The sequence below is a fragment of the Yersinia vastinensis genome, from assembly GCF_902726565.1.
GTDB lineage: Bacteria > Pseudomonadota > Gammaproteobacteria > Enterobacterales > Enterobacteriaceae > Yersinia > Yersinia vastinensis.
Genome location: NZ_CACVAF010000008.1, coordinates 61,029 through 84,569, shown reverse-complemented (window position 1 = coordinate 84,569; position 23,541 = coordinate 61,029). Strand labels below are relative to the sequence as shown.

Genomic DNA, 23,541 nt, shown 5'->3' with positions numbered 1-23,541 from the left:
AAATAACTTTCAACTCAATACCATAGACTCATGATTGGCCACCCCACCAGCAGCAGCATGGCGATGTAGAACACCCCCATGATGCCCCCCAGCCGCCAGTAATCTTTCGATTTCACATAGCCACAACCATAGATAATCACCCCAGGGCCGGTGGCGTAAGGTGTAAGAACCCCCATGATCCCAATGGAGAGCACTAGCAGCATGGATAAATGCTCCATCGGCACCCCACTCAACCCTTTACCTACCGCCAAAATGACCGGCAGCATAGTCGCCGTATGGGCCGACAAGCTGGCGAACAGGTAGTGAGAGAAATAGAAAACCAATACCAATGCCACTACCGTCATATTGGGTGAGAATCCATCAAGATGGGTACTCATAGTGGTAGCAAACCAATCAATAAAGCCAGAACGAGTCAACCCATTAGCCATCACAACCAACGTAGCCAGATTGACTAATGTGTTCCAAGCACTGGAGTATTTGGTGATATCCCGCCATGACACTACATGCAGAGCCAACATCAAGGATACCGCCAACAAGCCAACTGCGGTCGCATCAATGAACTTGCCACCAAATACCCATAAACACAAACTCAGCAGCACCAAGCCAATCAGGATGCCTTCCTTTCGAGTCAGCCCTCCCATCTCAGTGAGTGCCGTTTGCGCCCATGCTGATACTTCATCACTTTTGGTGACGCCGGGTTTATACAGTACATACGAGAGCCAAGGTGCGACGATCAGCAAAATTAGCCCCACGGGCAGGAATGCCAAAAACCACTGCATCCAACCGATATGGACACCAGCAATTTTATTCACAAACTCAATACCCAGCACGTTAGGCGCCGCGCCAGTCACAAACATGGAAGAACTGATGCTGGTCCCAATCACCATCATCCACATCAGATAGCCGCCGATACGCCGTGAAGACGGATCATTGGGGAAAGAATCAAACAGAGGGGGCAAGTTTTTCACAACCGGAAATACTGTGCCCCCAGTACGCGCGGTATTTGACGGTGTGAATGGCGCTAACAGAATATCAATTATAACAATGGCATAACCCAGTGTTAGCGTGCGTTTACCCATGAATTTCACCATGAACAACGCAATCCGACGCCCCAGACCGGTGGCCTCATAGCCGAGCGCAAAAATAAATGCCCCGAAGACGAGCCAGACGGTGGTACTGGAGAATCCGGCTAGCCCCCATTTCAGTGACTCTTTGCCCCCGTTAAAGCTGGCATCAGCCACTTCAGCGGCACTGAATAGCACCCAGTCAGAGCTCAACACGCAAATCGTCACCGCGATAAAACTTATTGCGGTGGCCGGAATGGGTTCTAAAATCATCCCAACAATCATGGCGACAAAAATCGCAAAATAGCGCCAAGCTTGTGGTGGCATCCCTTCTGGGGTTGGGATCAATAGCAGAATGGCTAACACCACAAAAGGCGCGAGCGCTTTCCATAACTTCTCTTGCGACTTCAACATAGAGGTACTCCTATAGCACCATTATTATTTTGGGGAGGGAGTGGATGAGGAAACTGCGCCAGAAACCAAGTCAGGATCAGCAGATCAGCACTGCCGCCAGGGCTGAGGTTGCGGGCGATACATTGGGCGTCAAATATTCGCACCCGCCACAGGCTGAGAGGCTCACGCATCCCTGCCGGTGAGAGTGAAGACAGAATCTCGTTCGCCTGGTGTTGTAGCCATTGCAACCCCGCCATACCGCCACGGGAAACCACATTGGTATCTCGATTGACAGACATCAAAATCAGCAAGGTATGCAATAAGGCGTGGTCGGGTTGCGCACCCTTTGCGAGTAAACGCTGGTACGCGGGTAAAGCGTGGGTTAGCACGGTGGCGAAACCGGATTCAGCCTCACCACGCGCGCCCGTCAAACCATGATGGTAATACAGGCGCTGGCCTGCAGTTTGCTGTGGATTAGATTGCCGCAGTTCGCGCTCAGTCAGCCCACAACATAAATTGGCCACTTCCTGACAAATGGCTTCAGCATTTATAGGTTCAATACGTGCTTTTAGCCGGCCAAGAGCACAACAGACTAACCCCAGAGAAAAAACACTGCCTTTATGGGTATTAACACCTCCGGTGGCATTGAACATACTGTTTTCACAGGCCTTTCCTAATGGCCGCAAACCGTTAAGTGCCATCTGCCCGTGCACATCACAGTGATGGATGCCATGCTCTATAAAGCGTGGCAGCCACGGTGCTATTGCATCGGCACTGTGATAAAAATCGAGCAGCGCCATATCCTTATGTGCACCACAGTTAATACGATCCACCAAGCCGGGTTTCGGGGTCAGGTTGACTTCCGCCAGCATCGCCTGATAAGCCAGTGACCCATAATGTTTTATGAAATCAGGCTGTTGCGTAAAATCCGGTATTGCAGCAAGGCCAGACCAAAGCAGCGGCTGTTGAGCCACAGAGTCATCAGTGCGTTGTCGTTGCGGCATTAAGCATCAACTCCATCTGAGCCAGTAGTTCATCAATACTGTGGGTTTGCGCCCGAGCACAGACATTGGCCGGGCGGTGGCATAGCAAACAGCGACGGGGAGCCAGACCCACATCGCGGCGTGATAAAATTCGCCCTGACGCATCCAGCACATCGATATCCCATAACCTGCCCTGCGGGTGCTTTAGCTCGAGTAACAGCGCGGCATCTTTGACCTGTTCAGCCGGTAAATCGACCGCAATCAGCCCCTCACAACCGGTTGGCAGTGGGAAAACTTCTTGCTGTAACACTGGCCAATTTTGCTGTTCACTCAGTGCAGTAATGGCTTGCCACGCCAAAGCAAAGAGTTTGCGTGTCAAAGGGTTATCTTTTACGGCACCGGGAGCCACCAACGTCAATGAAATCAACGCAACCTGGTGGCGCGCCAGCCAGACCTGTTGTCGTGTCTGGCGGGACTCACGGCTGGTTAGCAACTCCGGTAAACTAATAGGCCGGTTGGCGGCTAATGCGGGGGACGGTGTGTTCATCGTCTACTCCTGTATCTGATGAACAACGTCAATCACAGAACCATCGCGATAGCGCACCACTGCGACGACACGATCCGTGAATTTGATAGGTTTTGGCGCACCAGTAAGAATCAATGCGCGTTGATAGAGCCAGTCAATCGTCACTACTGACAATCCGGCTTGTTGTAAGCGTTCTGCCAGTTCTGGCCGTGCTGGATTCACCGCTATACCGTGATCGGTCACTAAAATGTCAATACTGGAACCCGGTGTCACGCAGGTTGTCACTTCACTGACCAGTGTGGGAATACGCCCGCGCACCAACGGGGCTACAATGATCGACAACCGAGCAGCTACCGCCGTATCACAATGTCCACCAGAAGCCCCGCGTAATACGCCGTCTGAGCCAGTCAGCACATTGACGTTGAAACCGGTATCAATTTCCAGCGCACTGAGTACCACGACATCCAAGCGATCAACGGATGCCCCCTTTGAACTGAAATTGGCATATTGGTTTGCACTGATTTCAATATGGCGTGGATTACGCGCCAGTGAGGAAGCGGCTTGTTTATCAAAACTTTGTACATCGAGCAGTTTGGTAATTAGCCCTTTTTCGTGCAGCTCCACCATCGTTGAGGTGATACCACCAAGCGCAAATGCAGCAGTAATGTTGCGCCGCAGCATTTTGTCTTCAAGGAATCGGGTTACCGCCAGCGATGCCCCGCCGGTGCCGGTTTGCAAAGAGAACCCGTCGACAAAATAGCCAGACCCCGCAATCACATCAGCCGCACGACGAGCAATCAATAATTCGCGCGGGTTGGAGGTCATCCGGGTAGTATCCGCGCCAATCTTGTCGGCATCTCCCACCTGTTCCACTTGAACAATCAAATCAACTTGATCTTGCGTGATGCTGGCTGGGTGATGGGGGTAAGCCATCAACGCTTCTGTCAGCAATACCACCCGGTCAGCGTATTCGGCATCCACACGGGCATAGCCCAAAGAACCACAGCAAGCATTACCGCTGAAACCATTTGTATTGCCAAACTCGTCACAAGCCGGGACACCAATAAAGGCGACATCAATAGACAGCTCGCCCGACTCAATTAAGTTCACGCGACCGCCGTGAGAATGCACCTGAACCGGTTTGGCCAATAACCCGCGTGAAATCTCCTCGGCCAAGGGCCCGCGCATACCGGAGGTATATATCTCACTGACGACACCATTACGGATATGCTCAACCAGTGGTGAGTGGCAATCGCTTAGAGAACTAGAAGCCAAACGCAGGTTTTTAAATCCCATAGTGGCAATGGCATTCATCACCAGATTTAAGGTCAAATCACCGGCCCGGAAAGCATGATGAAAGGAGATAGTCATGCCATCTTGCAGTCCGGAACGACGAATGGCGTTTTCTAAAGAATCACAAATCTTGAGATTACGGGGCTTTTGCGCCTGTAAATTTGCTTTCGACGTATTTTGGTACAGGCGATATGCCGGGCTGTTATCCTGACAATGACTGACGCTTTCTACTCGTTGTTGCCTATTCATCTCTTATTCCTCACGCAGACCGCTGACCGCACGTTGTAAAACCAACCGCGCCCGTTCAATCACCGGGCTATCGACCATCTTGCCGTTGAGGGACACCACACCTCGTCCTTCAGCTTCCGCCGCGGCGGCGGCATCAACCACCGCCTGTGCGTGACGGACTTCTTTTTCAGTCGGGGCATAGAGGTTGTGTAACAGTTCGATTTGGCGCGGGTTGATCAGCGATTTGCCATCAAAACCCAATTGTTTGATAAGGGCCGCTTCCTGCAAGAACCCAGCTTCGTTATTGGCATCGGAATACACCGTATCGAAGGCCTGAATCCCGACAGCGCGGGCGGCCTGCAAGATTGAACAACGCGCAAACAGTAGTTCGATGCCCTCTGGTGAGCGCTCGGTACGCAAGTTGCGAACATAATCTTCGGCCCCCAAGGCAATCCCCATTAACCGCGGTGATGCCTGCGCAATGGCCAACGCCTGAGTAATCCCCTGAGCGGACTCAATAGCGGCTAACAAACCGGTACTCCCCTCTTCGCGGCCACACTCCACCTCGATACGACTAATTTCTCGCGCCATATCTTCCACATCTTTGGCATTGTCCGTTTTGGGCAAACGGACAATATCGGCCCCTCCGCGTACCACCGCCTCTAGGTCCGCCAGACCATAGGCAGAGTCCAAAGCATTGACTCGAACGATGGTTTCCACGTCCTGATAAAGTGGGTGTTGCAAAGCGTGATAGACCAAACGGCGGGCGGCGTCTTTTTCGCGCAGGATGACTGAGTCTTCCAAGTCAAACATCAAGGCATCAGCCTGATAAATAAAAGCATTACTGACCATGGCAGCATTAGCGCCGGGAACAAATAACATGCTGCGGCGCATTCTGTTTTTCAGTTCAGGTTTCACAGCGAAGCTCTCCATGGCAGAATTTTTTCATCACAGGCTCTAAGCAGTGCGGTTTCCAGCCGTGCCTGCAAAACACAATCCAGTGCACCTTTATCGTCAATAATCAGTTGCACTCCGGTGATCTGGTACTGCTCCAGCAACGCCAAAACGCTGTAACGAATGGCCTCGCCAAACTGCTTATCCACACTGCTGTGAATTTGTAGGTCGATTTCGGGTGGATTCAATGGCGCGATGCGCACCATGACGTCGCTCGACTCCAATGTTCCGGCGACGGCTTCTCTCATAATTTTCATTTTTCACCTGATTAACTTGTCTTCAAATTCGTGGTGTCTGACTAACTCATCAGTCCCTATCTTTGCGCCCTGCTTTCATCGAAATATCTAATCAACTGAATTTAATCGACTAAAACAGGGCTGAATGCTTTGCTGGCGTGGCGATTTTCTCTGCGTTAACCGCCTTTTGCGCACGCTGGGCCAGTAACCGTTGCAAATACTGGCAAGTGGCGGGCGGCACGAGTTTACGAATAGTTTCACCGTCTCCCTGTGCCAATAACTTGCGCACCCAAGAGGCAGAAATAGCGGTGTTGTGGTATTTAAGGCGCTCAATTTCCACCAGTGATATTGGGGGATAAGGCAGTGATGGCGTTTCAAGCCAGAAGCTCATGTCATGGTTATATTTAGCGGTCACGGTGCAAAATGGCTCGGTCCCCACAAAGCGGTGAGTCACACCCAGTGCTGGTGCTAAATATTGACGGAATATTTTCAGATCAATTTCGGTATAGCAGTCATCTGCCACGCCTTGATCTTTAATGAAATAACACGGGAAAGTGGCACGGGAGATCATATATTCCGAACCGGGATGCACCGTGAGATTGGCAATATCCTGCGTCCCTTCAAGCACTAATTGCAGCCGGTCTTCATAAGGGAAACGTGAATTATCTTCCTTGACCAAAAATAGGTGGAGCCAATCACACTGCGCCGCGGCTTGTCGCACTAAATATTGGTGTCCACGGGTAAAAGGGTTGGCATTCATTACGATGCTGCCAATTTTTTGCCCTGGTTGGCGTAATTGGCTCAATTGTTTGGCGTAGCGCTGCAAGCGGCAGTCACTGTTTTCCATTAATACGACAATACCGGGAACACTGGCGATAGGATAAAAACCACAGGCTTTAAATAAGCTCTCATTTTTGGTTTTGGTATAAATAAACAGATGGCTGTGATGGCGTTCATAAGCCAAATTGACCAACTCAGTAGCCAATGTTAGAGCTAATCCTTCGCCTCTGACTTGCTCACTGATCGCCACACATTTGATAATATTGCCAGCTATACCACCACAGGCCACCAACTTTTCATTACGGCTTACGGTAATAAAAACCTCGACGGTGGTATCTATATTTAAATCATTAGCCCGCAAGAACCGCGTTATTTCTGCAATCCTCTGATGGTCTGAACGATTAATTCGATTAAATACCGTATCCATAAGTCACTCTCTGCCATAACGTTTACATAACAAATAAAGAACAAGTTAATAGATTGAAAAATAAAATAATATAAACTCACCCTTCAAATAATAAATTCACATAAAAACAACAATATAAAATAAATTTAAACCAATTTAGTTTTTATTTGAATTAATTTTCGAGCACATGCTAAACATAAAAATAGTGTGATTAATTGACCTATTTCACATATAAGAGAGTAAATATAAGTTATTTAATGGTTTTAATTTTCTTAATTATTAATATATATTTTTATTTCTCTTAGCTATTTAATTATTTCTTAAATTAACTTATGTTAATGCCATAGATTCTAATATCCAAAGAACTTGGGGCTGTAGGTAGGCAACAAGTGACTCGGTAATCTCAAGTACGATGAATATTTGTTAATTAAGGTGAGTAGTTTGTCGATTCCTTGCACAGTAGAAAAATTAACATGGCGTGGCCGAATGTGGAGCCGATTGAAAAATATGGCTTTCCCGTTGCGCATATTTTTACTGCTATTAACCGTCTCTATTCTGTTTACTGGCGCATTGGATCGCTTTTTAAGTCACAATTTTGAGCAATACCTGCTGGATCAGGTCAGCAAGACTGCAATGAATCAGGCCAAAATTATTGCGTCGATGGACTCAGTGGTTAATGCGGTGAAACATCGTGATAAAGCTGAGTTGGCGCAAATTGTTGGCCGATTGGGAAATACCTCGGATCTGGATTATCTGGTCATCGGCGATACGCACTCGATTCGCCTCTATCACCCAAATCCGGACATGATTGGCTACCCGATGCAGTGGACCAAACCCGGCGCTCTCGAACGGGGCGAGAGTTACATTATTTTTGGTAAAGGTTCGATGGGCGAAGCCATGCGCGCTAAAACACCTATCCGTGATGAGCAGGGGAAAATCATCGGGGTGGTGTCTTTAGGGTATCTGATCAGCAAAATCGACCATTGGCGGCTTGTTTACCTTCTACCACTCACCCACTCTTTTCTGATTGTGCTTGCCCTGTTACTGCTGTTGTCATGGCTTTTTGCTAATCATATTCGTCGACAAATGATGGGGATGGAACCCAAAGAAATAGCGCGAGTACTCCGACAACAAGAGGCACTTTTTGGTGCCGTATTTGAAGGGCTACTTGCCGTTGATCCTGAGGGAAGGATCACTGCAATCAATCAGAATGCGCGTAAAATGCTGCACATTTCTGCCACACCACAGCAGTTGATTGGTCGAAAAGTCAGTGACGTCGTTTCACCTGATCACTTCTTTCTCGATCAAACTGGTGATAACCGCCACGATGAGTTGTGCACTTTTAATGGTTTGAATGCGATTGCCAACCGAGCGGGGATTTGGTCAGAAGATGGCGTGTTCCAAGGTTGGGTGGTGAGTTTTCGTAGTCAGGATGATATTCATACACTCAGCGCCCAGCTCAGTCAGATTCAACAATATGTCGAAAATCTGCGCACCGTCCGCCACGAGCATCTGAATTGGATGTCCACCATGAGTGGGTTGTTGCAGATGAAAGAGTTTGACCGAGCACTAGAGATGGTGAAAACCGAATCATCCTCCCATCAGGCGCTAATTGATATGCTACGTACCGCTTTTAATAACCGGCAGATCGCGGCGTTATTATTTGGCAAGTATCACCGGGCGCGGGAGTTGGGGTTGACCTTAAATTTTGTCCCAGGTTGTCAGTTAACCCATCTGCCCTCCACTATTGGCGAAAATGAACTGGCCGCCATTATGGGAAACTTACTGGATAACGCCTTTGAGGCCAGCTTAAAAAACCCAGACAGTGATAAGCAGATTGAAATCTACCTATCTGATGAGGGCGATGATCTGATTTTAGAGGTGGCAGACCATGGTTGCGGTATCGACCCACAATTGCAAGACAGTCTGTTCGAGCGTGGTATCAGCTCCAAGAATTCCGATGAACATGGCATTGGCCTGTATCTGGTCGCAACCTATGTTCAGCAAAGTGGTGGCACCATTACGATAGAAAATAATCCGCCACGCGGCACCTTATTTACAGTCTTTATTCCGAAGACGCATTGATCTCAAAGACGGGGAGATCCCATGGAATGGCTTAATATTTTAGTGGTAGAAGACGAAACGCCGCTGGCAGAGATGCATGCAGAATTTATCAAGCAAAGCAGTTATTGCCGCGAAGTTTGGCTGGCGGGCAATTTACAGCAAGCCCGCAGTATGGTGGCACGCTTTCACCCTGATTTGATTTTGCTGGATAACTATTTGCCAGATGGTAGTGGCTTGGAATTATTGCGCGAGATGACTCTACAAGGGTTCTCTGGCGGCATTATTTTTGTGACTGCGGCCAGCGACAGCGAAACTGTATCAGAAGCAATCCGATATGGTGTTTTTGACTATCTGATAAAACCAGTGGCCTATGAACGGTTAGAGCAATCATTAGCCCGTTACAGCCATCGCCATCAAGTATTGCAGGATGGCACTAAAGTTAACCAGCGCCAAATTGATGAAATGTATAATACTTATGCTCGCGGCGAGCAAAAAGTGACCTTGCCGTTGGGAATAGACCAAATGACACTGGATAAAGTCCAAACCCTATTCAGTAATAATGCCGATGAATATACCGCTGAAAATGTAGCGCAAGTGCTCGGGTTAAGTCGCACGACAGCCCGCCGTTATCTGGAGTTCTGTGCAGCCAATCAAGCCCTACAGGCCGAGATTATTTATGGCAAGGTTGGCCGACCACAACGCATCTATCGCAGCAAAAAACCGGTGTAATGCTTAAGTCCCCCTCTCTCGCGCTCCACTCACCTTCGTGGGGCGCGGTATTTCCCCGCAACAACTGCCTATTTATTCTTCTGTTTTTTCTTGCATATGTTAAGCCTCTTACATTTCTGATAACAATTATTGCCATGCTAAAGATTGATGCGCATCATGCACTTCTGTGTTCCGTAATAATGAAAAATCATGATTAACGTCGCCTTGATAGATGACCATATTGTCGTCCGCTCTGGTTTTGCACAGCTACTCTCACTGGAAAAAGATATTCGTATTATCGGTGAATATGGTTCTGCAGCAGAGGCTTGGGACAAGCTATCCAATATTGATGTGCATGTTGCTGTGATGGACATTTCGATGCCAGATGAAAGCGGATTAAGTCTGCTTAAACGTCTGCGCCAAAAAATCCCGCATTTTCGCGCCATCATTTTGAGTATTTATGACACCACTGCATTTGTGCAAAGCGCAATGGACGCCGGTGCCAGCGGCTATCTAACCAAACGTTGTGGCCCAGATGAATTAGTACAAGCACTACGCACCGTCAGCGGAGGCGGGCTTTATCTGTGCGCGGATGCCTTACGGGCACTACGCCATATGCCCCAACAACCACAGCAACTGGCAGTTCTGACACCTCGTGAAAAAGAAATTTTTCAATTATTGGTTAACGGAATCAGTGTTAAATCTATCGCAGAGCAATTATCTCTTAGCCACAAAACCGTGCATGTTCATCGCGCTAATATTTTGGGTAAGTTGAACTGCGAAACCACCGTCGAACTGGTGCATTTCGCACTACAACATCAGTTATTGGCAGGTAACTGATGTGGCAGTTGCGCTCAGTGGGGCTATCACTGTTTTTGGTGATGTTTTTCTCCATGAGTTGGTTGGCGCTGTGGTCTATTAGTTTTTATCTCAGTGATGACGGTTTGCATGCCGTGTTGCTGTTGCCGCAGGGCCTGCGATTAGCATTAATGATCCTGCTGCCACGGCGATATTGGTCGATATTATTACTGACAGAGTGCGTCGCATTAGGCTGGCTGCACAGTGAAGCCTTGCAACCCACCGCGCTGATTATGCTGTCCCCTTTCCTGAGTTTGCTGCCTGCCTGGCTGACCCAGCGCTTTTGGCACCATTACACCCTTTACTGGCAGCGGTTGTTATTACTTCTCACTGCCGTTACTGGCAATAGTCTATTGCACGGGCTGGTGTTGGGTTTCTGGCTCCCTCTCCCTTTAACTCAAACCCTGCTCGCCACCTTTACCGGTGGCATTCTGCTCGTGCCCTTTACTTATCTAATCTATGAATACTTAAAACAGCAGCATATCCGTAATTTATTTTCTCAGCAGATGCCTGACCCGCCACTGCGCACGTCGCTACTGATTTGGTGCTCGCTGATTTTTGCTATTGGGGTCTGTGTGCAAATGGCGATTGCTCCCAATATGGAGCGGTTACTTCTCATTTTCGTCTTCCTGCCCAATGTCTTTATGGCCTACAAATTTGGCTGGCAGGGTGGGGTTTTGGCGGCAGTCTTAGGCAGCCTGATGATCACGGTAACCCGTCAGGCCAGCGGCGCATTTCATGACCTGGCCGAATTAGAGCTATTCCTCTCGACTCAGGCCCTATTAGGGATGACGCTGGGGATAGCCATTAGCCGTCAACAGCAACTGGCGCAGCACCTACACCGTTATCGCAATCAGTTAGAACAAGAGCTACAAACCCGTCGCAAACTGATGAAACGGTTAGTACATACCGAGGAAGATGTACGCAAAGAAATTGCTCGTGAGCTACATGATGAAATTGGTCAGAATATTACGGCCATCCAAATTCAGGCGATGTTGGTTAACCGCAGCGCGCCTTCTCCCGCCGCTCAATCGGCCGCGGATCAAATTAGCCATTTATCGCAACGTATTCACCAGACTACCCGACAGTTGTTGCGTCAATTGCGCCCGCCAGTGCTGGATGAAATGCCGTTGGATCAAGCACTGCACCATTTGGCCGAAGAATTTGCCTTTGCCGAGCAAGGGATTCACTTCCAACTGGATTATACGCTGCCATCCCCCCCTGCTGAGGATGTGGTGATATTGACACTCTACCGGCTGGTACAAGAGCTGCTCAATAATATTAATAAACATGCTAATGCCCGTAATATTCAGGTCAGCCTACATTTGACGGACAACATCATCACACTGGATGTTCGTGATGATGGTATGGGAATGCCAGAACAACCCGCTACCGGTAGTTTTGGACTGCGGGGTATTGAAGAGCGTGTGCGAGCACTTGGCGGCGACTGGCTATTACAACGCCGCCGGGGTACTCGGGTGGTCGTGAACCTCCCCACTCATGCCCGTCCCCACGACTCTGTGAGCCTGTCCACAGAACGGGATCAAAAACCCGCATAAATAGGCATTATTCCTAGCCATCTACAACCTTGTCTCATCTCTTTTACTTTTACCTTCCCTACACTCGATTCAATTACCGGAGGAATCTATGCCTGCATCATCCTTGTCGTCAAAGGCTTTACCCCCTGAGCCTTTGACGCCAGAACAGGTCAATGCGCGCTATCGCTACTGGCGACCGCGCCTAATGGCCGCCATGGTGATGGGGTATGCGGCATTTTACCTGACTCGCAAAAGTGTCAACTACGCCATGCCGGTGATGCAACTGGAGTTGGGGTTAGATAAAGGGGATATCGGTTTACTCGGCACCTTGTTTTATCTGGCCTACGGCGGCTCCAAATTTGTTTCCGGCATTGTCAGTGATCGCACCCAAGCCCGCTGGATTATGGGTATCGGCCTGATGATGACCGGGGTACTGAATGTGGTTTTTACCCTGTGTCACTCTCTGCCCGCGTTGTTGGTAGTTTGGACACTCAACGGGTTCTTTCAGGGATGGGGATGGCCTCCTTGCGCCAAATTACTCAGTACGTGGTATTCGCGCAATGAGCGAGGCAGTTGGTGGGGGTGTTGGAATACCTCCATCAGTATTGGCGGGGCGGCGGTTCCGCTACTGTCCGCGTTTCTGGCCTCACACTATGGTTGGCAGGCCGCCCTGCTCGTCCCCGGAGCTATAGGTATTGTTCTTGGTATTTGGTTGTGTTGGCAGCTGTGTGATAAGCCGCAAGAGCAAGGATTACCGACCATTGGCCAATGGCGACGCGATCCGCAGGACCAGTGGCAAGAGCAACAAAGCCCCCCGATGCCGATGGGACGCATTTTTCGCGATGCCATTTTGCGCAACCGTACCATCTGGCTGCTGGGGGTCTCTTATGTCTTGGTCTATCTGATCCGTATTGCTCTCAACGACTGGGGCAATATTTGGCTGGCGGAGAGCCACGGGGTCAATTTACTCAGTGCCAATGCCACCTTATCGCTGTTTGAGCTGGGGGGATTATTTGGCGCGCTGTTTGCGGGTTGGGGATCCGATTTGCTGTTTCGCGGTCAGCGGGCACCCATGATTTTGTTATTCGCTCTGGGATTGTTTTTGACCATGACCGCCCTATGGTTGGCACCTGTTCATAACTATTCGCTGCTGTCAGTGACATTTTTTAGTATCGGTTTTTTTGTCTTCGGGCCACAGATGTTAATTGGCTTGGCGGCCACCGAATATACCCATAAAGATGCTGCCGGCACCGTCACCGGGTTTCTTGGGTTGTTTGCCTACCTCGGTGCAGCACTGGCCGGGTGGCCATTAGCACAAGTGCTGCAACATTATGGTTGGCCAGGTTTTTTTGCGCTGCTCACACTGGCAGCGGCCTGTGTAGGATTGTTATTAATGCCTTTGCTGATGACCGGCATTAATCGATTAGGGTTCGAACCCGCGGGAAAGCGTTTCCTCCCGACAAGCAAAGACTAAAAGTACCTTAAGCAAAGTAAGTCATACCTCTCTACAACAACTACAGCTCTGCTTGTCTCTCGATGTTGGGGAGCATCAGAGCATAAAAAGGATAATGTTATGAAACTTGCACCACTCTCTGTACTGATTGCTGCGGGCCTCGCACTGAGCGCCTTTACTACTGTCGCCAAAGCAGAAGGCCGGTTGGTCATTTATTGCAGCGCGACCAATGCAATGTGTGAAGAAGAAGCCAAAGCATTCGGCGACAAATATGATGTTAAAACCAGTTTTATCCGCAATGGCTCCGGCAGCACATTGGCTAAAGTTGATGCCGAGAAAAAGAACCCGCAGGCTGATGTTTGGTATGGCGGCACGTTGGATCCACAATCTCAAGCTGGGGAGATGGATTTACTCTATGCCTACCAGTCACCTAATTTGTCTCAAATCATGCCGCAATTCCGTGATCCGGCAAAACGCAAAGGTAACTACTCCTCGGCAGTTTATATCGGTATTTTGGGTCTTGGCGTCAATACCGACCGTCTGAAAGAAAAAGGCTTGCCAGAACCTAAGTGCTGGAAAGATTTGACCAACCCAATCTACAAAGGTGAAATCCAGATTGCCGATCCGCAAAGCTCAGGCACTGCCTATACGGCGCTGGCGACTTTCTCACAATTGTGGGGGGAAGATGCTGCCTTTGATTACCTGAAAAAACTCAATGCCAACGTGTCGCAATACACCAAATCCGGCATCGCCCCAGCCCGTAACGCCGCTCGCGGAGAGACCACCATCGGTATTGGCTTCCTGCACGATTACTCACTGGAAAAAGAGAAAGGCGCACCACTGAAACTGATTTCACCTTGTGAAGGCTCTGGCTATGAAATAGGTGGCGTCAGCATTCTGAAAGGTGCACGTAATCTAGATAATGCCAAATTATTCGTTGATTGGGTGCTGTCAAAAGATGCCCAAGAATTGGCGTGGCAGAAAGGTCAATCCTACCAAATTCTGACCAATACAACGGCGGCTACCTCCCCTAACTCACTCAAGCTTGAAGATCTGAAGCTGATTAACTACGACATGGACACCTACGGTGCGACCGAGATGCGTAAGAAGCTCATTACCAAGTGGGTTAATGACGTCAAGATGGGCAAATAGCAACTAAGTATAAATATTAATAACTTATCGACTATTTCTATACCCAAAGTCATTGGCGTTACAGCAAAGAAACTCACACCGCTGTAACGCCAAAGACGCCGGTTATCTAGGGAACACCATGACACATACTCTGCGGCTCCCGCAGACACGGGATGCCATTTTCTATTGGTTGGCTTTCGCCGTGGCTGCTTTTGCCTTATTACCTGCATTCAGTCTGGATTACGGATTGCTTGAAGCGAGCCGGTCAGAACTCCTGGCCGCTTATGGTTGGTCTGGCTTAAACATCAGCATTTTGTGGTTTGCCCTGCCATTAGTATTACTGTTTCGGCCACTTTCTCCACAGAGGCGTGAACACCGTACTCGCCACTTATTCGATGCGGGCTATGCCCTTTTCTGTGCTCTTTTTGTGGTTATCACCTCAGCCTGGTTAGGGCGCGGATTGGGTTTTGCCACCATCGGGCTATTTATCGCTTTAGGTGCCGTCATTACGCTGGCACTGGCCCGGCTTGAATGGCTAGGTGGAGATCGTTTCGTCCTAGGATCACTGGTCACCATTATTGCGCTGATCACCGTGTTTATCCTGTTCCCCAGCATTGCTATTTTTATTCCGGTATTTACCGATGAAAGTGGGGCTTTTGCGCCATGGCAATTTATGGCGATCCTTGGGCAGGCACATATCCTGCAAGTTATCTGGAACTCATTCCTACTCTCCATTGCCGTCGGGATTGGTTGTACTTTCTTCGGCATGGTGCTGGCAATTTACACCACTAGAATTGCCAAGCGATCGGCTCTGCTGGGACGAATCTTCTCTATTTTACCTATCGTCACCCCACCTTTTGTGGTTGGGCTGGGTGTTACCTTGATGATGGGCCGCTCCGGTTATGTCACTGAATTAATGGTTACTTGGTTTGGGTTAACCAATACTAACTGGCTATATGGCTTTACCGGTATCTGGCTAGCACAGGTTCTGGCCTTTACGCCGATGTCATTTATGATCCTCGACGGCGCAATAAAAACCATTCACCCGTCATTAGAAGAGGCCTCTTATACATTGCGCGCCAGCCGCTGGCAGACCTTTATGCAAGTGTTCCTGCCGCTACTAAAACCGGCACTGGCGAACTCATTTTTGATAGTCATCGTGCAATCATTGGCTGATTTTAGTAACCCGCTGGTATTGGGAGGGAACTTTGACGTGCTCGCCACGCAAATCTACTTCTATATTACCGGCGCACAACTTGATTATCCGGCAGCCTCGACACTGGGTGTCATCTTGCTGATGTTCTCGCTATTCATCTTCTGTATCCAATATATGTGGATAGGTAAACGCTCCTACGTCACCATTTCTGGTAAATCCTCTCGGGGTGATGTCCAGCCACTACCGGTCTCACTGGTATGGGGGACTACAGCGATGTTGTATGTGTGGATTGCCTTTAATGTGTTGCTGTACGGCAGCATTTTCTACGGCAGCTTCACCGTCAACTGGGGGGTGGATTACACCCTGACACTGAACAACTTTAACCAGTTATTCGGCCAAGGTTTCAGTGATGGTGCATGGCCTTCCCTGCTAGACACACTGCTGTATGCCGGTATTGCAGCGCCAATTACTGCCGCCTTTGGTCTGCTGATTGCCTACATCGTGGTACGCCAGCAATTCCGGGGTAAAAAAACCATCGAGTTCAGCACCATGCTTTGTTTTGCCGTGCCTGGGACGGTAGCCGGTGTCTCCTATATTCTGGCCTTTAACAGTGCTCCGGTGTACCTGACCGGTACTGCCGCTATCGTCATTATTTCAATGGTAATGCGCAACGTACCAGTAGGAATACGTGCCGGGATTGCCGGACTGGGGCAATTAGATAAATCGTTGGATGAAGCCTCACTGAGTTTACGAGCGGGATCTTTGCGTACCGTGGTTTATATCTTATTGCCCTTGCTGCGCCCGGCGATTTTGTCGGCCCTGATATACAGCTTCGTGCGCGCTATGACCACCGTCAGCGCCATCGTCTTCTTGGTGACGCCGGATACACGCGTCGCGACCTCATACATCCTAAATCGGGTGGAAGATGGCGAATACGGCATCGCAATTGCTTATGGTTCGATTCTTATTGTGGTGATGCTCGCCATCATCTTCCTGTTTGATTATCTGGTTGGCGAAGCGCGTATTGCCCGCTCGAAAGCCAGTAACGCCCAATAGTGGCGCACTAATAAGGCTGATTACTATGTCTAATGAACAATATGGGTCGATAGAAAACCACGGGGCTAATCAAGATAACGGGCCTGATAAAAAGCATTTTGTCGAACTCAAACATGTGACCAAGCGCTTTGGAACTAACACTGTGATTGACGACTTAAGTTTGGCTATCCCTAAAGGGGAAATGGTCACGCTGCTTGGGCCATCAGGTTGCGGAAAAACCACGGTATTGCGGCTAGTTGCTGGTTTAGAAAAACCCAGCAGTGGGCAAATTTTTATTGACGGTGAAGATGTTACTGACAGATCCATCCAACAACGCGATATCTGCATGGTATTTCAGTCCTATGCTCTGTTCCCGCACATGTCGCTTGGCGAAAACATTGGTTATGGCCTGAAAATGTTGGGACGCCCCAAAGACGAAATTCATGAGCGTGTGCAGGAAGCACTGGCATTGGTTGATTTAGAAGGGTTTGCTGACCGCTTTGTTGACCAAATATCAGGAGGGCAGCAGCAACGTGTGGCACTGGCAAGAGCATTAATCCTCAAACCGAAAGTGCTACTCTTTGATGAGCCATTGAGCAATCTGGATGCTAACCTGCGCCGCAGCATGCGCGATAAAATTCGTGAGTTGCAGCAGCAATTTAATATTACCTCGCTGTATGTGACCCACGACCAAAGTGAGGCTTTTGCCGTCTCTGATACTGTGTTGGTGATGAATAAAGGCAAAATCATGCAAATTGGTGCGCCGCAAACGCTTTATCGCCAGCCTGCATCTCACTTTATGGCCAGCTTTATGGGGGATGCCAACGTCTTCCCCGCGCGGATTAACAGTGACAGTGTTGAAATCTTTGGTTATCACATCCCACGACCGCAGGGGTTTGCAGCGGGTTACCAACAATCAACGGTGGGTGTGCGCCCTGAAGCCATTACTCTGAGCCAACAAGGTGAGCCGAGTCAGCGCTGCATCATTAATAAAGTGGCCTATATGGGGCCACAATATGAAGTGCTGGTCGATTGGCAGGGGCAATCATTATTGCTACAAGTGAATGCCACACAGCTACAACCCGCTCCGGGTGATAGCTATTATCTGCAAATTCATCCGTATGGCATGTTTGTGCTGGCAGATACACCAGAGTAAATGCGCTGGCGAGCAGCAGAAATACGCCGCTGCTCGCCTATTTTTGGTTGAAATATTGAGCTAAAAACCAAAAATCTCAATAAGTTGCACAAACTCTAAGCAAACGATTCAAAATTACTGTTTCCCCTTTGACATGTTCTGCATACCCCGCTATTATTCGCCCCGTTCACACGATTCCTCTGTAGTTCAGTCGGTAGAACGGCGGACTGTTAATCCGTATGTCACTGGTTCGAGTCCAGTCAGAGGAGCCATATTTAGAGAAGCCCGCTTAGGAAACTAAGCGGGTTTTTTGCTTTACCTGCCGATAACGCAACGTCAATTGAGTTACAATTCTTAATACAATATTATTAATTTTATTCGCTCATTGCTGATGACACTATTATGAAATTAGCGGCTATGCCCCTGATATTCATACCGGAATAACTCATACACAGAAAGATGGAAGTTTCCTACGCACAGACCTGAAATGTCGTATATATTTACATTTAGAATTATAACTTAACTATTTCTTCTCTCTTTTTCTGATTAATCCATTTTAATTTTAATAAAAAAAATCCTAATTCGTTTATAATCAAATCACTAAACAGAATAAAGCCTTTGGGACAAATCTGATTAAGCAAACTATACATAAGCAAGAATCTTTTCTTGATAATCTATAATTACGGATTAAAATCACCGAAATAGTACTTTGGGCATCGGCAGTAGCGGTTCTTGTTTATCTCGTCTTGGGTAATCATTTGAAGTCGATCGGTGCGAGCGAGGAGCAGTGAATTAACTCTGCAAATCCCAAGATATAACGGTTATGGAGATAACATGACAAAATCAGTGATGATAGTTGATGACCACCCGGCAATTCGTGTCGCTATTCGAGCTTTGTTATCACAAAGCAACGAATTTTCAACTATTTATGAGTCAGTTGATGGCAGTGAAGCCTTAGAAACATTAAAAAATAATCCGGTTGATCTGGTTATTATCGATATTGAGTTGCCTAATTTTGATGGTTTCTCATTACTGAAAAAGCTGCAACAGCGTGGATTCACCGGTAAATCATTATTCTTGTCTGCCAAGAATGAGCAAGTCTTTGCTGTTCGGGCATTACAAGCAGGTGCCAACGGTTTCATTAGTAAAAATAAAGATATTAGTGAAATTCTATTTGCGGCACAAAACGTATTACGTGGGTATTCTTTCTTCCCATCGGAAACCTTGACCCAATTAGCAGGCCAGCCTTCCAGTCATGATCCTGTCAATCGGGCACGTTTGTTGTCAGAGCGTGAAATTAATGTCTTACGCTACCTTGTGAATGGCCTGTCGAATAAACAGATCGCCGATGAAATGTTTATCAGTAACAAGACCGTCAGCACTTATAAAACGCGTATCCTAACTAAATTAGGGCTAAGTTCTGTAATTGAACTTGCAGATTATGCGCATACCCATAATTTGGTGTAGTTCAGGTAGAACTGATTTGCAGCGTACAGAGTTATCTTTACGAAGTTGGTTTTCTTTACGCATTTTACTGTGCTGTTTGCTGTTACTGAGCGGACAGCTTCATGCCGCCTTGATAACCGGCCGTCAGGGATGCGATACAGGTCAGCCCCTGACACTGCACAGTATCGCCAATAGCTACAGTGAAGATTTATTACTTACCCCATCCACTGACACGCGCCAATCAAGCCGACGCACTGTGAAAGTGGGTGTGGTGATTGATGCTAACACCCCTTTTGTCGTTAATCGTGATGATAATTCCATTGAAGGGATTGTTGCGGATTATTTGAAAATCATTAGTGATGCCAGCCAACTCTCTTTCCAGATGTTTGGGTATTGCGATTATGGCTTGGTATTAAATGCATTGGAAAACGGCCAAATTGATTTAATGGCCGGTACCCCAATGCCCGCACAACCGGGGCTAATTGCTTCCCATGCTTTCTTTACTAACCGGCATGTCGAAGTGCGCAGTAAAAACTGGGATCCGACCAAACGTACCCACCCGGAAACAGTGGCTATTGTTAATAATGAGCCGCTTTCTCCTGAGTTTTTATTTAATTATCATGCTGATAAAATCGTCGCTTATCCTAACCAGTTGCAAGGATTGCTGGCTGTCGCCTATGGTAATGCTGATGTGTTTGTCTCTAATGCCACTTCAGCTAACTATCTGATTGACCAATTGCAGTTACTGACACTGCAAATTCGCAACTTTGCCCCTTATCATCCCGCGCCTTATACTTTCCTGGCGCTGGAAAAAAACCAAAAACTGATCGATTACATTAATCAGATTCTGGAATTATTACCCACCCGTGCCACTGGCGATATTCAGCAACGTTGGTTTGGCAGCAAACATCATTACAATATTGACGCCAAATTACTGCTGACAGAACAGGAAGTCAGTTGGATTCAAAGCCATCCAGAAGTGAGCTATATCGCCCCACTTGATTTGGCGCCCCTGATATTCCGTGATCGTCAAACTGGGGAGATGGCCGGTTTTTCCGTCGACTTGATTGATATTATTTCACGGCGAACCGGGCTTAAATTTAAGCCGGTGTACACCAAAGACACCGGTGAAGGATTACGTGATTTTGTCGCCGGTAAAGTCGATATGCTGCCGATTGTGGCGGTGCGAAATGGTCAGTACGGTGGCAACCTTTACTCCTCTCCTGTGGCGCAGTCCTTATGGGGCATTCTGACACGTGAAGATCGGGTTGATATTAACAATGTGGCTGACTTGGCTGGAAAACGGGTTGGTATTCAGGCGGGTAGCTCGTCCAGTGGGCTAATTGGTAATCCACTGTTAGCACAGAAAATCACGTTTGTTCATGCCCCCGACACCATGACTCTGGTGCGCTGGCTGCAACAAGGGAAAGTTGACGCCATCATCAAGAATATGATGACGGCTAACTATCTATCGGCTCAAAACTTTACCCCGAAGATTAAAACCGTTGCGGTTGCGGGCGAAGAACCACTCATGATGGCCTTTGCCATCAACCCGCGACTGCCTGAGTTAAAAGCCATTATTGATAAAGTCATTGAGTCCATTCCTCCGGAAGAATTAGACAATCTGATCAGTGAATGGAGTACATTCAAACCGAACCCCGTCAGCTTTGATGACAAGTCATCTGAGAACGAGTGGCTCATGTTGGCGCTCAAAATAAGCTCAGGCCTATTGTTGGTCTTCGGTTTATATCTTTGCTATTTGGTATTCAATAAACGCCGTCAGGCCAAATTACTGCACACCCGTTTACAGCAACAAGAATCCATCATTAATGCATTGCCGTTCGCTGTATTTATTCGTACCGCAAATGGCGAGTTAGCGGTGTATAACAGCCATTTTGCTGATGCACACCAATACAAGCTCAACGACATGCTCAATCAAGATAGCGAGCAAGCTCACTGGCCAATGACCAGCCAGTTGGATCGTGAAATAGATAAGTACTGTCACTATGTATTGCAAGACAGAAAGCCACAGATGGTCGATTTATCTATTGAGATCAACGGCGAGCTGCGTGACGTTTTCCTGTGGATTATTCCTTTGGATAACGCCGAGCGCAGCCTATTAGGGGGTTGGCTGGATATCAGTCAGCGCAAAACTGTCGAACGCCAATTAGAAGCGGCCAGGGTTGAAGCGGAAAGTGCTAACCGAACCAAGAGCACTTTCTTGGCCACCATCAGTCACGAGCTGCGTACGCCAATGTACGCCATTATGGGTTTACTTGAGCTAGAAATACGTAGTGATCAACCTGTCGATAAAAATACACTAGTGACGGTCTCAAAATCGGCTCAATCGCTGATGCTGCTGCTAGATGACATCATCGATTCCGCCAAAATTGAAGCTGGGCAACTAAGTGTTCACCCGGCTGTTGTCGATTTCCGTCAAGAAATCGAACGAATGTTTACTATCTATCAGCCTATCGCCGATGAACGCAATCTCAGATTCTCTGGCTGGTTGGATGAGGAAATCCCTGATTTGCTGATGGTTGATATGCTGCGGGTCCGTCAGGTCATGGGGAATCTGTTGGGCAATGCTCTAAAATTCACTGAACAAGGTGGCGTTTCGGTCGATATCACATGGGAATCGACAGATGAAAAACATGGCGTAATGAGTATTGATATTACTGATACCGGTATTGGCATCTCCCCTGCCGCGCAGGCCACGCTATTCCAACCCTTTAGTCAGGCCAACGAAGGCAAATCGCCACGCTTCGGTGGTTCAGGCTTGGGGCTGTGGATCTGCCACCAACTGATTCACAAGATGGGGGGCGAAATCACCTTGGAAAGTCAGCTTGGTAAAGGCACCAGCTTGTTTATTACGTTACCGCTCGAAGTTGCCACTGCTGATGATTTACCACAAGATGCCAACATCGTGCATGCAGATGAAACGCAACTTAATAAATTGAAAAACTTGCGTATTTTAGTGGTGGATGACTTGCCTGCCAACCGCCAATTGCTTCAACAACAGTTAGCTTTCATCGGCATTGAGCAAGTCATGAGTGCGGAGAATGGCGCAGAAGCCTGGCAAATATTGCAGCGTTATAGTTTTGATGTGGTCATCACCGATTATAATATGCCGTTGATGAATGGCTATGAATTGGCCGCTCATATTCGCAATAGCGCGACGATGAAAGATATGATCATCATTGGCTGTACCGCCGATGCACGGGAAGGCAGTGATATCCGCAGCAGTGATGCTGGGGTGAATGATTGTATGGTTAAACCCGTCACCATTGATACGTTACGCGCCACTTTGCTACGTCAGGACATTATCGGCAGTGAGGCTGATAGCGTTCAGGATAACGGGGCCTTAACCGAGACAAACAATGAACCGCTGTCCCCCTTTATCGCCGCACAGAACAAGCTGAAGTCTCTTTCCGGTGGCAATGCTGAAGCCGAAATCAAGTTATTGCAATCTCTGCTAGAAAGTAGCGTGCAGGATGCCGCCACATTGACACAACTGTACACCCGACTCACTACCGAGGTGCTGCCTACCGATGCCTATGAAGAGATGGCCAGCTTGGTGCACCGAATTAAAGGTGGTGTGCAACTGATTGATGCTCAAACTCTGGTAAGCAGTTGTATTCAATTTGAATCTCTACTCCACGCACAGGACAGATATGCTGCGATTTCACATGGCGTTGATTTTCTGGCGCGACTAACCGAAGTGAACCAATTATTGGTGGAATTAATTGCCTCATATGCAGAAATAAGCCCTCCATCGATAGAATAGTATTGGTAGAATATTTTTCGTTAAAAGGCTGTCAGATATTTCTGCCAGCCTTTGTTCTGTAATTTCCGAATATTCTTGGTTTTCACAATAAATATAATTAGCTAACTAAATATACAGTAACCATTTGAAATAAAAGAACTTTGTAAATACACTGCATTTTAATACGGTAAGTTCCTACAGATTTTGTGGGAAATTTCATGTGTAAAACAAAGACGCCTCTCATTCTGTCGCCCCCACTTTCCCCTTACACTACCACCGGCCTGAAACCAGATAGTCAATATAAATAACGGGTGATTATATTCAGCCCAATGATCGCTCATTTTGTTGAATGCGGCTGGTCCCCGTTGATGAAAATATAAAACATAAA

General features: G+C 47.9%; 17 protein-coding genes and 1 tRNA gene. 11 read left to right on the top strand and 7 right to left on the bottom strand.

Annotated features, from left to right (window positions below; all coding sequences use genetic code 11):
- Positions 1-14: 14 nt before the first annotated feature.
- The 7 genes from HUZ92_RS13400 to citC all read right to left on the bottom strand — a co-directional run bounded on the left by HUZ92_RS13400 (position 15) and on the right by citC (position 6,884).
- Complete coding sequence (locus tag HUZ92_RS13400; RefSeq protein WP_050101850.1) at positions 15-1,478, bottom strand: anion permease; 1,464 nt, start codon at positions 1,476-1,478, stop codon at positions 15-17.
- The gene (citG, locus tag HUZ92_RS13395; protein ID WP_128451049.1) at positions 1,472-2,461 is read right to left on the bottom strand and encodes a triphosphoribosyl-dephospho-CoA synthase CitG; all 990 of its coding nucleotides are present in this window, start codon (positions 2,459-2,461) and stop codon (positions 1,472-1,474) included. The genes HUZ92_RS13400 and citG overlap by 7 nt, the downstream gene beginning before the upstream one ends.
- Positions 2,439-2,987: a citrate lyase holo-[acyl-carrier protein] synthase gene (gene citX / locus HUZ92_RS13390; protein WP_050101852.1), complete on the bottom strand. Its 549-nt coding sequence runs from the start codon at positions 2,985-2,987 to the stop codon at positions 2,439-2,441. Before citX ends, citG begins: the two co-directional genes overlap by 23 nt.
- Positions 2,988-2,990: 3 nt before the next feature.
- Positions 2,991-4,508, bottom strand: a complete 1,518-nt coding sequence (citF, locus tag HUZ92_RS13385) for a citrate lyase subunit alpha (RefSeq protein ID WP_145579728.1) — start codon at positions 4,506-4,508, stop codon at positions 2,991-2,993.
- A 3-nt stretch (positions 4,509-4,511) separates the two neighbouring features.
- Positions 4,512-5,420, bottom strand: a complete 909-nt coding sequence (locus HUZ92_RS13380) for an aldolase/citrate lyase family protein (protein WP_072086783.1) — start codon at positions 5,418-5,420, stop codon at positions 4,512-4,514.
- The gene (citD, locus tag HUZ92_RS13375; protein ID WP_050101858.1) at positions 5,402-5,698 is read right to left on the bottom strand and encodes a citrate lyase acyl carrier protein; all 297 of its coding nucleotides are present in this window, start codon (positions 5,696-5,698) and stop codon (positions 5,402-5,404) included. Before citD ends, HUZ92_RS13380 begins: the two co-directional genes overlap by 19 nt.
- Before the next feature lie 109 nt (positions 5,699-5,807).
- Positions 5,808-6,884 (bottom strand): [citrate (pro-3S)-lyase] ligase, encoded by a 1,077-nt coding sequence (gene citC, locus HUZ92_RS13370; protein ID WP_050101859.1) that lies wholly within the window; start codon positions 6,882-6,884, stop codon positions 5,808-5,810.
- A 420-nt stretch (positions 6,885-7,304) separates the two neighbouring features.
- On the opposite strand from citC, the gene dpiB reads away from it, so the two are divergent.
- From dpiB to HUZ92_RS13315, 11 genes are all read left to right on the top strand, one after another.
- The gene (dpiB, locus tag HUZ92_RS13365; RefSeq protein WP_445286146.1) at positions 7,305-8,948 is read left to right on the top strand and encodes a sensor histidine kinase DpiB; all 1,644 of its coding nucleotides are present in this window, start codon (positions 7,305-7,307) and stop codon (positions 8,946-8,948) included.
- Positions 8,949-8,969: 21 nt separating this feature from the next.
- Entirely contained in the window at positions 8,970-9,656 is a 687-nt protein-coding gene (gene dpiA / locus HUZ92_RS13360) for a two-component response regulator DpiA (protein ID WP_050101861.1), read from the top strand.
- A 189-nt stretch (positions 9,657-9,845) separates the two neighbouring features.
- Positions 9,846-10,475, top strand: a complete 630-nt coding sequence (locus tag HUZ92_RS13355) for a response regulator transcription factor (RefSeq protein WP_050101863.1) — start codon at positions 9,846-9,848, stop codon at positions 10,473-10,475.
- A complete protein-coding gene (locus HUZ92_RS13350; RefSeq protein WP_128451050.1) occupies positions 10,475-12,052 on the top strand; it encodes an MASE1 domain-containing sensor histidine kinase in 1,578 nt (525 codons plus the stop codon). The genes HUZ92_RS13355 and HUZ92_RS13350 overlap by 1 nt, the downstream gene beginning before the upstream one ends.
- A gap of 88 nt (positions 12,053-12,140) precedes the next feature.
- The gene (gene uhpC / locus HUZ92_RS13345; RefSeq protein ID WP_050101865.1) at positions 12,141-13,505 is read left to right on the top strand and encodes an MFS transporter family glucose-6-phosphate receptor UhpC; all 1,365 of its coding nucleotides are present in this window, start codon (positions 12,141-12,143) and stop codon (positions 13,503-13,505) included.
- 99 nt (positions 13,506-13,604) lie between these two features.
- Positions 13,605-14,636, top strand: coding sequence for an ABC transporter substrate-binding protein (locus HUZ92_RS13340; protein ID WP_050101866.1), 1,032 nt, complete (start codon positions 13,605-13,607; stop codon positions 14,634-14,636).
- Positions 14,637-14,754: 118 nt separating this feature from the next.
- Positions 14,755-16,827: an ABC transporter permease gene (locus tag HUZ92_RS13335; RefSeq protein WP_145579727.1), complete on the top strand. Its 2,073-nt coding sequence runs from the start codon at positions 14,755-14,757 to the stop codon at positions 16,825-16,827.
- A gap of 25 nt (positions 16,828-16,852) precedes the next feature.
- Entirely contained in the window at positions 16,853-17,962 is a 1,110-nt protein-coding gene (gene fbpC, locus HUZ92_RS13330; protein ID WP_050101868.1) for a ferric ABC transporter ATP-binding protein, read from the top strand.
- A gap of 175 nt (positions 17,963-18,137) precedes the next feature.
- Positions 18,138-18,213, top strand: a tRNA-Asn gene (locus HUZ92_RS13325).
- A gap of 562 nt (positions 18,214-18,775) precedes the next feature.
- Positions 18,776-19,408: a response regulator transcription factor gene (locus tag HUZ92_RS13320; protein ID WP_004391176.1), complete on the top strand. Its 633-nt coding sequence runs from the start codon at positions 18,776-18,778 to the stop codon at positions 19,406-19,408.
- 79 nt (positions 19,409-19,487) lie between these two features.
- On the top strand, positions 19,488-23,174 hold the full coding sequence (locus tag HUZ92_RS13315) for an ATP-binding protein (RefSeq protein WP_235896995.1): 3,687 nt from the start codon (positions 19,488-19,490) through the stop codon (positions 23,172-23,174).
- Positions 23,175-23,541: the final 367 nt, after the last annotated feature.